General features: G+C 72.2%; 6 protein-coding genes. 3 read left to right on the forward strand and 3 right to left on the reverse strand.

Annotated features, from left to right (window positions below):
- Window positions 1-797, forward strand: a 797-nt coding sequence (locus tag AOK00_RS21595; RefSeq protein ID WP_055601944.1) for an alpha/beta hydrolase, incomplete at its 5' end; no start/stop codon positions are given.
- Window positions 798-1,046: 249 nt separating this feature from the next.
- On the opposite strand, the gene AOK00_RS21600 is transcribed toward AOK00_RS21595, so the two are convergent.
- The 3 genes from AOK00_RS21600 to AOK00_RS21610 all read right to left on the reverse strand — a co-directional run bounded on the left by AOK00_RS21600 (window position 1,047) and on the right by AOK00_RS21610 (window position 8,335).
- Window positions 1,047-2,507, reverse strand: a complete 1,461-nt coding sequence (locus AOK00_RS21600; RefSeq protein WP_055601945.1) for a glutamate synthase subunit beta — start codon at window positions 2,505-2,507, stop codon at window positions 1,047-1,049.
- Entirely contained in the window at window positions 2,500-7,065 is a 4,566-nt protein-coding gene (gltB, locus tag AOK00_RS21605) for a glutamate synthase large subunit (RefSeq protein ID WP_055601946.1), read from the reverse strand. The genes AOK00_RS21600 and gltB overlap by 8 nt, the downstream gene beginning before the upstream one ends.
- A gap of 541 nt (window positions 7,066-7,606) precedes the next feature.
- Window positions 7,607-8,335, reverse strand: a complete 729-nt coding sequence (locus tag AOK00_RS21610) for a VIT1/CCC1 transporter family protein (protein WP_055601947.1) — start codon at window positions 8,333-8,335, stop codon at window positions 7,607-7,609.
- A gap of 254 nt (window positions 8,336-8,589) precedes the next feature.
- On the opposite strand from AOK00_RS21610, the gene AOK00_RS21615 reads away from it, so the two are divergent.
- The gene (locus AOK00_RS21615) at window positions 8,590-9,585 is read left to right on the forward strand and encodes an ADP-ribosylglycohydrolase family protein (RefSeq protein ID WP_055601948.1); all 996 of its coding nucleotides are present in this window, start codon (window positions 8,590-8,592) and stop codon (window positions 9,583-9,585) included.
- A 203-nt stretch (window positions 9,586-9,788) separates the two neighbouring features.
- Complete coding sequence (locus AOK00_RS21620; RefSeq protein ID WP_437441432.1) at window positions 9,789-11,087, forward strand: ADP-ribosylglycohydrolase family protein; 1,299 nt, start codon at window positions 9,789-9,791, stop codon at window positions 11,085-11,087.
- The last annotated feature ends 82 nt before the right edge of the window (window positions 11,088-11,169 follow it).

Genomic DNA, 11,169 nt, shown 5'->3' on the forward strand with positions numbered 1-11,169 from the left:
CGGGCGCGGAGGCGCTGAGGGCGGCGGCGAGGGCACACCTCGGCGAGATGCCCCTGACCCCGGCCGCCTCGGCGAACGGCGTTCCCGTACGGCTCTACGAGGGGCGGGAGGACCTCGTCGTCGTCTTCGCGCACGGCGGCGGCTGGGTCCTGTGCGACCTGGACACCCACGACCGCACGTGCCGCGCGCTCGCCGGCCGCACCGGCGGCACCGTCGTCTCCGTCGACTACCGGCGGGCACCGGAGCACCGCTTCCCGGCGGCCGAGGACGACGTGTGCACGGCCCTGGCGTGGGCGGCCGACCGGTACCCGGGCCGCCCGCTGGTCCTGGCGGGCGACAGCAGCGGCGGAAACCTGGCAGCGGCGGCGGCCCTCCGAGCCCTCGACGGAGGCGGCCCGCCCCTGGCGGCCCAGCTCCTCGTCCACCCGGCCCTGGACCACCGCCTGGAGGGACGGTCGGCCCGCGACTTCGCGGAGGGCTACTTCCACACGACGGCGCACATGCGCTGGTACTGGCAGCAGTACGTGGCCCCCGGGACCGACCCGGCCGCGGCCTCGCCCGGCCTGGCCCCCGATCTCTCAGGCCTCCCCCCGACCCTCCTCGTCCTCGCCGACTGCGACCCCCTCCGCGACGAGGGCCTCGCCTACGCCCGCCGCCTCTCCGCCGCGGGCGTCCGGACCGAGGTCCACCTGCACACGGGCATGTTCCACGGCTTCCTGGGCGGCGCGGGCGCACTGCCGGAGGCGGACGCGGCACTGGAGGGGGCGGCGGCGTGGCTGAGGACGGTCTCCCGTTGAGGCTCCCCCCGTCGAGGCTCGTCCCTCCCGTTGAGGGCCGTCCCTCCCGTTGAGGGCGGTCCCTCCCGTTGAGGGCCGTCCCCGGACGAGGGCCCCGCTGGATGGGCCTCATCGAGGTCCTCGCAGCGCACGAACACGTCCGGACGCGCATCGGCGCCCCTCCAGTCGTCCGGTCGGGGACATTCGGGGGGCGCCGCGCTCAGTTCCGTACGTCGTTGTACGGGACGTTCTCGGGGTGATCCGGTCGGATCAGACCATCAGCGAACGGTCCGTCGGGCGGATCGGGGCCGGCAGGGAGCTGGCGCCGGTCAGGTAGCGGTCCACGCCACGGGCGGCCGAGCGGCCCTCGGCGATGGCCCAGACGATGAGCGACTGACCGCGGCCGGCGTCGCCGGCGACGTACACGCCATCGACATTGGTGGCGAAGTCCGCGTCTCGGGCGATGTTACCCCGCTCGTCGAGGGCCAGACCAAACTGGGCGACCAGGCCGTTCTCCACGTCCGTGCCGGTGAAGCCCATCGCGAGCGTGACCAGCTGGGCGGGGATCTTCCGCTCCGTGCCCGGCTTCTGGGTCAGCTTGCCCTCGACGAACTCGACCTCGACGAGGTGGAGGAACTGGACGTTGCCGTCCTCGTCGCCCTCGAAGTGGGTGGTGGAGACGGAGTAGACCCGCTCGCCGCCCTCCTCGTGCGCGGAGGTGACCTTGTAGAGCATGGGGAAGGTCGGCCAGGGCTGCCCCGGGTTCCGCTCCTCGCCCGGTCGGGGCATGATCTCCAGCTGCGTGACCGAGGCCGCGCCCTGGCGGTGGGCCGTACCGACGCAGTCGGCGCCGGTGTCGCCGCCGCCGATGACGACGACGTGCTTGCCCTCGGCGGTGATCGGCGGGGCGACGAAGTCACCCTCGACGACCTTGTTCGCCAGCGGCAGGTACTCCATCGCCTGGTGGATGCCGTTCAGCTCACGGCCCGGGACCGGCAGGTCGCGGGCGGTGGTGGCGCCGGCGGCGATGACGACCGCGTCGTACCGGTTGCGGAGCGCCGTCGCCGGCATGTCGCGGCCGATCTCGACGCCCGTGCGGAACTTGGTGCCCTCCGCGCGCATCTGCTCGATGCGGCGGTTGATGTGCCGTTTCTCCATCTTGAACTCGGGGATGCCGTACCGGAGGAGTCCACCGATGCGGTCCGCGCGCTCGTAGACGGCGACGGTGTGGCCGGCCCGGGTCAGCTGCTGGGCGGCGGCGAGACCCGCCGGGCCGGAGCCGATGACGGCGACGGTCTTGCCGGAGAGGCGGTCGGGCGCCTGCGGCTTGACGTCGTTGGCGTCCCACGCCTTGTCGATGATGGAGACTTCGACGTTCTTGATCGTGACGGCCGGCTGGTTGATGCCGAGCACACACGCGGACTCGCACGGCGCCGGGCAGAGGCGGCCGGTGAACTCCGGGAAGTTGTTGGTGGCGTGCAGGCGCTCCTGCGCCGCCGACCAGTCCTCGCGGTAGGCGTAGTCGTTCCACTCGGGGATCAGGTTCCCGAGGGGGCAGCCGTTGTGGCAGAACGGGATGCCGCAGTCCATGCAGCGGCCGGCCTGCTTGCTGATGATCGGCAGCAGGGAGCCGGGGACGTAGACCTCGTTCCAGTCCCTGACGCGCTCGCCCACGGGGCGGGTCTTGGCGACCTCGCGACCGGTGGTCAGGAAGCCCTTGGGGTCAGCCATGGGTCGCCGCCTCCATCATCTTCTCGGTGGTCTCGGCCTCGGAGAGACCGGCGAGCTCAGCGGCGTCCTTGGCGGCGAGCACTGCCTTGTACGTGGTGGGGATGATCTTGCTGAACCGGTCCGCGTTCGCGGCCCAGTCGGCAAGGAGCTTCTCGGCGACCGTGGAGCCGGTCTCCTCGTGGTGGCGGCGCACGACATCGTGCAGCCACGCCTTGTCGGTGTCCGACAGGGCTTCGATCGCGCCCAGGTTGCCGGAGTTGACGTTGTCCCGGTCGAGGTCGACGACGTAGGCCACACCGCCCGACATGCCGGCCGCGAAGTTGCGTCCGGTCTCGCCGAGGACGACCGCCGTACCACCGGTCATGTACTCGCAGCCGTGGTCGCCCACGCCCTCCGAGACGACAAGGGCGCCGGAGTTGCGGACGCAGAAGCGCTCGCCGGTGCGGCCGCGGAGGAACAGTTCGCCGCCGGTCGCTCCGTACCCGATGGTGTTGCCCGCGATCGTCGAGTACTCGGCGAGGTGGTCGGCGCCCCGGTCGGGGCGGACGATCACGCGGCCGCCGGAGAGGCCCTTGCCGACGTAGTCGTTGGCGTCGCCCTCCAGGCGGAGGGTGACACCGCTCGGCAGGAAGGCGCCGAACGACTGGCCCGCGGAGCCGGTGAAGGTGATGTCGATGGTGTCGGCCGGGAGGCCGGCGCCGCCGAAGCGCTTCGTCACCTGGTGGCCGAGCATGGTGCCGACCGTGCGGTTGATGTTGCGGATGGCGACCTGGGCGCGGACCGGCTGGGCCTCCTCGGCGGAGGCGGCGTTCAGGGCCTCGGCGGCGAGCTGGATCAGCTCGTTGTCGAGGGCCTTCTCCAGACCGTGGTCCTGCTCTGTCAGGGCGTGGCGGACCGCACCCTCGGGCAGCTCCGGCACGTAGAAGAGCGGCTCCAGGTCGAGACCCTGCGCCTTCCAGTGGGTGACGGCGCGGCTGGTGTCGAGCAGCTCCGCGTGTCCGACGGCCTCTTCGAGGGTGCGGAAGCCCAGCTCGGCGAGGAGCTCGCGGACCTCCTCGGCGATGAACTCGAAGAAGTTGACGACGAACTCGGGCTTGCCGGAGAAGCGGTCGCGCAGGACCGGGTTCTGGGTGGCGATGCCGACCGGGCAGGTGTCCAGGTGGCAGACGCGCATCATGACGCAGCCGGAGACGACGAGCGGCGCGGTCGCGAAACCGAACTCCTCGGCGCCGAGCAGCGCGGCGATGACGACGTCGCGGCCGGTCTTGAGCTGGCCGTCGGTCTGGACGACGATCCGGTCGCGCAGGCCGTTGAGCAGCAGCGTCTGCTGGGTCTCGGCGAGGCCGAGCTCCCAGGGGCCGCCCGCGTGCTTGAGCGAGGTGAGCGGCGAGGCGCCCGTGCCGCCGTCGTGGCCGGAGATGAGGACGACGTCCGCGTGGGCCTTGGAGACACCGGCGGCGACCGTGCCGACGCCGACCTCGGAGACCAGCTTCACGTGGATGCGGGCGACCGGGTTGGCGTTCTTGAGGTCGTGGATCAGCTGAGCCAGGTCCTCGATGGAGTAGATGTCGTGGTGCGGCGGCGGCGAGATGAGGCCGACGCCGGGCGTCGAGTGACGCGTCTTGGCGACCCACGGGTAGACCTTGTGGCCGGGCAGCTGGCCGCCCTCGCCGGGCTTGGCGCCCTGGGCCATCTTGATCTGGATGTCGTCGGCGTTGACCAGGTACTCGCTGGTGACGCCGAAGCGGCCGGAGGCGACCTGCTTGATCGCGGAGCGGCGGGCCGGGTCGTAGAGGCGGTCCGGGTCCTCGCCGCCCTCACCGGTGTTGGACTTGGCGCCCAGCTGGTTCATGGCGACGGCGAGGGTCTCGTGCGCCTCGCGGGAGATGGAGCCGTACGACATGGCGCCGGTGGAGAAGCGCTTGACGATCTCGGCGACCGGCTCGACCTCGTCGATGGAGATCGCGGGGCGGTCGGAGGTGAAGCCGAAGAGGCCGCGGAGCGTCATGAGGCGCTCGGACTGCTCGTTCACCCGGTCCGTGTACTGCTTGAAGATGTCGTACCGCTTGTTGCGCGTGGCGTGCTGCAGGCGGAAGACGGTCTCCGGGTCGAACAGGTGCGGCTCGCCCTCGCGGCGCCACTGGTACTCGCCGCCGATGTCCAGGGCGCGGTGCGCCGAGGGGACGCCGGAGACGGGGTACGCCTTGGCGTGGCGGGCGGCGACCTCCTTGGCGACGACGTCGAGTCCGGCGCCGCCGATCTTGGTGGCCGTGCCGTTGAAGTACGTGGCGACGAAGGCCTCGTCGAGGCCGACGGCCTCGAAGACCTGGGCGCCGCGGTAGGAGGCGACGGTGGAGATGCCCATCTTGGACATGACCTTGAGGACGCCCTTGCCGAGGGCGTAGATCAGGTTCCGGATGGCCTGCTCGGGCTCCAGGCCCTCGATGAAGGTGCCGGCGCGGACCAGGTCCTCGACGGACTCCATGGCGAGGTACGGGTTGACCGCCGCGGCGCCGTAACCGATGAGCAGGGCGACGTGGTGGACCTCGCGGACGTCACCGGCCTCGACGAGCAGACCCACCTTGGTGCGCTGCTTGGTGCGGATGAGGTGGTGGTGGACGGCCGCGGTGAGCAGCAGCGAGGGGATCGGCGCGTGCTCGGCGTCGGAGTGCCGGTCGGAGAGCACGATGAGGCGTGCGCCGCCCTCGATGGCGGTGTCGGCCTCGGCGCAGATGGCGTCGATGCGGGCGGCGAGGGCGTCGCCGCCGCCGGAGACACGGTAGAGGCCGGAGAGGGTCGCGGCCTTCATGCCGGGCATGTCGCCGTCGGCGTTGATGTGGATGAGCTTGGCGAGCTCGTCGTTGTCGATCACCGGGAAGGGCAGGGTGACGCTGCGACACGACACCGGGGTCGGCTCCAGGAGGTTGCCCTGGGGGCCGAGCGAGGAGCGCAGGGAGGTCACGAGCTCTTCGCGGATGGCGTCGAGCGGCGGGTTGGTGACCTGCGCGAACAGCTGGGTGAAGTAGTCGAAGAGCAGCCGCGGGCGGGCGGACAGGGCCGCGATCGGCGAGTCCGTGCCCATGGAGCCGAGGGGCTCGCCGGCGGTGCGGGCCATCGGGGCGAGGATGACGCGGAGCTCTTCCTCGGTGTAGCCGAAGGTCTGCTGGCGGCGGGTGACCGAGGCGTGGGTGTGCACGATGTGCTCGCGCTCGGGGAGGTCGGAGAGCTCGATCTCGCCGGTCTCCAGCCACTCCGCGTACGGGTTCTCGGCGGCGAGGGCGGCCTTGATCTCGTCGTCCTCGACGATGCGGTGCTCGGCGGTGTCGACGAGGAACATCTTGCCGGGCTGGAGGCGGCCCTTGCGGACGACCTTGGCGGGGTCGATGTCGAGGACGCCGACCTCGGAGGAGAGGACGACGAGGCCCTCGTCGGTGACCCAGTAGCGGCCGGGGCGCAGTCCGTTGCGGTCGAGGACCGCGCCGACCTGGACGCCGTCGGTGAAGGTGACACAGGCCGGGCCGTCCCAGGGCTCCATCATCGTGGAGTGGTACTGGTAGAAGGCGCGGCGGGCCGGGTCCATCGTCTCGTGGTTCTCCCACGCCTCCGGGACCATCATCAGGACCGCGTGGGGCAGGGAGCGGCCGCCGAGGTGGAGCAGCTCGAGGACCTCGTCGAAGGAGGCCGAGTCGGAGGCGTCCGGGGTGCAGATCGGGAAGATCCGGTCCAGCGAGCCCTCGCCGAAGACGGAGGAGTCGAGCTGGGCCTCGCGGGCGGTCATCCAGTTCCGGTTGCCCTTGACGGTGTTGATCTCACCGTTGTGGGCGACGAAGCGGTACGGGTGGGCCAGCGGCCAGCTCGGGAAGGTGTTGGTGGAGAACCGGGAGTGGACCAGGGCCACGGCGGTGGCGCAGCGGCGGTCCGACAGGTCCGGGAAGAAGGGCTCCAGCTGGCCGGTGGTCAGCATGCCCTTGTAGACGATGGTGCGGGCGGAGAGCGACGGGAAGTACGTCGCGGCCTCGCGCTCGGCGCGCTTGCGCAGGACGAAGGCCTTGCGGTCGAGCGCGATGCCGGTGGCGTCGCCGGCGGCGTCCGCGACGAAGAGCTGGCGGAAGACCGGCATGGTGGAGCGGGCGGAGGCACCGAGCAGCTCGGGGGCGACCGGGACCTCACGCCAGCCGAGGACGTTCAGGCCCTCGTCGGCGGCGATCGCCTCGATCCTGGCGGCGGTCTCGGCGGTGCCGTCCTCGGGGAGGAAGGCGATGCCGACGGCGTACGCGCCGGTCTCGGGGAGCTCGAATCCGGCGACCTCGCGGAGGAAGGCGTCCGGGACCTGGAGCAGGATGCCGGCGCCGTCACCGGAGTCGGGCTCGGAGCCGGTGGCGCCGCGGTGCTCGAGGTTGCGCAGTACGGTCAGCGCCTGCTCGACCAGCGCGTGGCTGGCTACACCGGTGAGGGTGGCCACGAACCCGACACCGCAGGCGTCGTGTTCGTTACGGGGGTCGTACATCCCCTGCGGAGCAGGGCGACCGTCCATGGGCGACCAGGCGTCGGAACGCATCGGCTCTCCCGTCGTCGTCGTGGCTGGGGGCACCTCCCAGACCACGTCTGGGGGAGCTCTGCTGCCGAGGGACGACGTTGGCCCTCCGCGAAATTTCGTGCAGGTTACATGATGGCTGGCTTCTCGCGAAGTGGATAGCGCATTCCAACATGCGGACACCACCGATACGGAGCGGTGGTGTGGGTTCACCTGTGGTTTGCGAGGTCAGAGGCCTGCCTCGCGGGGACGGATCGAGGTGATCCGGAGGATCTCCGGGCCGCCGGGGACCCGTCACTGTGTGGGCTTCATTGCCCAGCGACGCTCATGCCTCATTCCCGTTGGTCACGGGTTCGAAACCGCCGAGTAACCGGCTACATATGTGGCGTCCTGCATAGTGTCTCATCGCTGCGGCGGATCGGACCAGGGATATACGTCACAGCCGATACGGGGCTTACGTCCCGTAATTGCCGCACGAAAAGACCGAGAGGCCCCATTGGGGAGCCTCTCGGTCTTCTGTGAGGGTACGGATTCCGCACCCGGACCCGCATCCGTACGGGACGGGCTACAGCGCCGCCCCGAGGAGCATGCCGAGCCCGTACGTGACGGCCGCGGCGGCGCCGCCGAGGACGAGCTGACGCAGACCGCTGAAGAGCCAGCCGCGCGCGGTCACCCGGGCCACGAGGGCGCCGCAGGCGAAGAGCCCGACGAGCGCGAGCAGCACGGCGGGCCAGAGCGCGGTCGCCCCGAGCAGGAACGGCAGCACGGGAAGGAGCGCGCCGAGCGCGAACGAGCCGAAGGACGAGACCGCGGCGACCATCGGCGACGGCAGGTCGTCCGGGTCGATGCCGAGCTCCTCGCGGGCGTGGATCTCCAGGGCCTGCTCGGGGTCCTTCGACAGCTGCATCGCGACCTCGCGGGCGAGCGCGGGTTCGACGCCCCTGGAGACGTAGAGCGCGGCGAGCTCCTCCATCTCGTCGACGGGGTGCTTGCGCAACTGGCGGCGCTCGACGTCCAGTTCCGCCTGGACGAGTTCGCGCTGCGAGGCGACGGAGGTGTACTCGCCGGCCGCCATGGAGAAGGCGCCGGCCGCGAGTCCGGCGAGACCGGTGATGACGACGGTCTGCGTGGAGACCGCGCCGCCGGCGACACCGGTCATGAGGGCGAGGTTGGAGACGAGTCCGTCCATCGCGCCGAACACCGCCGGACGCAGCCAACCGCCGTTCACGTCACGGTGCGTGTGGTTGTCGCGGTGGGCCTCGTGCAGTGGCGCCTGAGCTTCGATGATGGACATGGCTCTCCCCTCGTTCCGGCGGGCCGGGTTGCTCCCGCCGCCACCAACACCCTCGAAAATACGCGCGATGTAAGGGGCGCGCCAGCAAGGCAGGCCGTACTTACTAAGGCGTACCTTGCTGCGTGAACCGGGTTCTGGCGAGGTGTCAGGCGGGTGACAGAGACGTTTCTGCGGCGAGTTCGCGGCCCGTCGTGGCACAGATCCAGGCATCGGGGCGCCGTCGATGCGCCCCCACCGAGGAAGGGGCCACGGACATGGCGACCACCACGGCATGCGATACGCGCGAACGGGCGAGAGGGGCGCTCCTCGGCCTCGCCGTCGGCGACGCGCTCGGCGCGCCCGCCGAGAACATGCGCCCCTCCGAGATCCGCCGCCGCTGGGGCCGGATCGAGGGCTTCGTGACGGACAGCCCGGCGGGCACGGACGACACCGAGTACGCCATCTTCTCGGCGCTGCTCCTGGCCCGGCACGGCTCGGCCCTCACCGTCCACCACGTCGAACGGGCCTGGCACCACTGGATCGCCGACCTCGACGAAGGCCCGTTCCGCGGCGCGGGCTTCTCGGAGCGCGGCACCCTGGAGAACCTCCGCCGGGGCCTCGCCGCGCCGATCTCCGCGCAGCACCGGCACGCCTGGAGCGACGGTCTCGCCATGCGGGCGGCGCCGTTCGGGGTGTTCGCGGCGGGCCGCCCGGCGGAGGCGGCCCGACTGGTCGCGATCGACGGCAGCGTCAGCCACGACGGCGAGGGCATCTACGGCGGCCAGGCGGTCGCGGCGGGCGTCGCGGCGGCGATGGCGGGAGCGGGGGTGACGTCGGTGATCGCGGCGGCCCTCTCGGCCGTCCCGATGGACTCGTGGACGGCCCGGTCGCTGCGTCGCGCGGTGGTCGCCGCGCAGCGCGTCCAGCCGGACCCGCTGACCCGCGAGCGCCAGGTCCGCTCGGCGGTCGTCATCGGCGGCTACCCGTGGACGGACCTGGCCCCCGAGGCGGTGGGCCTGGCGTTCGGCGCCTTCGCGGCGGCGCGGGGCGACTTCCGGACGGCGGTCCTGACGGCCGTCAACATGGGCCGCGACGCCGACACCACGGCGGCGGTGGCGGGCGCGCTGGCGGGCGCGGGCGGCGGAGTGCGGTCGATCCCCGAGGAATGGGCCTCGGCCATCACCCCGGTCACGGGCAGCTGCCTCCCCTCGATGCGCGGCTACCACGTCCTGGACGTGGCGGACCTCCTGACCCCGGAGGGGGAATCCTGATGAGCGGAGACACGACGACGACGACCGCCACTGCCGCCGCTGCGGGCGACACCCCGACGACCGCCACTGCCGCCGCTGCGGGCACCGCCCTCGTCGCTGCGGGCATCGCCCCTGCCGCTACGGGCATCGCCCCTGCCGCCGTGGGCGACGCCGTCGCCGCTGCGGGCGTCGCCCTCGTCGCTACGGGCACCGCCCCCGCCCCTGTGGGCGAGGCCCCTGCCGCCGTGGGCGATCGTCCCGCTCGCCGGGACGGGCGGGCACGGGCACCGTTGCCGGCTCCCGGCTCCACGCACGGCGCCCACCGGAACCCGTCAGCACCGGCCCCGCCTGACACACCCGACCGGCCCCCGCGGGAAGGGGACCGCGCCCCCGGTCCCGCCAGGGTTGCGGGAAGTGGGGGTCCCCCCATGCCGCCGGGCGCCGGGGGAGGGGTGGAGGAGAGCGACGTCCTGCGCGACCGCCTCCACGCCGCCTGGCTCGGCCGCGCCGCCGGCTGTCTCCTCGGCAAGCCCGTCGAGAAGCTCCCCCTGACCGCCATCCGCACCCTCGCCCGCGCCACCGGCAACTGGCCCCTCTCCACCTGGTTCACCGCCCGCGGCGTCCCGCCCGAGCTGCTCGCCGCCCACCCCTGGAACCGCCGCTCCGCCGCCACCTCCCTCGCCGAGAACATCGACGGGATGCCCGAGGACGACGACCTCAACTACCCCCTCCTCAACCTGCTGCTCCTCCAGCGCCACGGCTGCGGCTTCACCACCGCCGACGTCGCCCGCCTCTGGCTCGACGAGCTTCCCGCCGGCCGCACGTTCACGGCCGAGCGCGTGGCCTACCGCAATCTCCTCGACGGGATCGAACCCCCGCTGACCGCCGTCCACCGCAACCCGTTCCGCGAGTGGATCGGCGCCCAGATCCGGGCCGACGTCCACGGCTGGACCCACCCGGGCGACCCGGCCGCCGCCGCCGAGCAGGCGTACCGGGACGCGACCCTCACCCACACGGCGAACGGTGTCTACGGCGCCATGTTCGTCGCCGCCACCCTCGCCACCGCCGCGACCGGCACCGCCGACGTCCACCGGTCGCTCGCCGAAGGCCTCGCCGTGATCCCACCGCGTTCCCGCCTCGCGCAGGCGGTCCGCCGAGGGATCGGACTCGCCCGCGACATCTCCGACTTCGACACCGTCGTCGACCGCCTGCACACCGAACTCGGCGGGTACCACTGGGTGCATGCCGTCCCCAACGCCGCCCTGCTCGCCGCCGCCCTCACCCACGCCGACGGCGACTTCTCCCGCTCCATCTGCGCGGCGGTCTCCGGCGGCTGGGACACCGACTCCAACGGCGCCACCGCCGGTTCGGTCGCCGGGCTGCTCACCGGGCACCCCGACCGGCTGCCGGAGCGCTGGACCTCCCCCCTCAAGAACCGTCTCGCGACCTCCGTCCCGTCCTTCGACGGCATCGGCTTCGACACCCTGGCCGAACTGACCCACCTGGAGGCAGTACGCCCATGACCAGCATCGTCGTACTCGGCAGCACCAACATGGACCTCGTCGCCTACGTCCCGAGGGCCCCGGCCCTCGGGACGTAGGCGAC

Source organism: Streptomyces aureus (assembly GCF_001418135.1).
GTDB classification, from domain to species: Bacteria; Actinomycetota; Actinomycetes; order Streptomycetales; family Streptomycetaceae; genus Streptomyces; species Streptomyces aureus_A.

Bases quoted from the DNA above. Each gene is read 5' to 3' on its own strand.
- AOK00_RS21600 (WP_055601945.1), bottom strand. From the start codon at position 2,507: ATGGCTGACCCCAAGGGCTTCCTGACCACCGGTCGCGAGGTCGCCAAG.
- gltB (WP_055601946.1), bottom strand. From the start codon at position 7,065: ATGCGTTCCGACGCCTGGTCGCCCATGGACGGTCGCCCTGCTCCGCAG.
- AOK00_RS21610 (WP_055601947.1), bottom strand. From the start codon at position 8,335: ATGTCCATCATCGAAGCTCAGGCGCCACTGCACGAGGCCCACCGCGAC.
- AOK00_RS21615 (WP_055601948.1), top strand. From the start codon at position 8,590: ATGGCGACCACCACGGCATGCGATACGCGCGAACGGGCGAGAGGGGCG.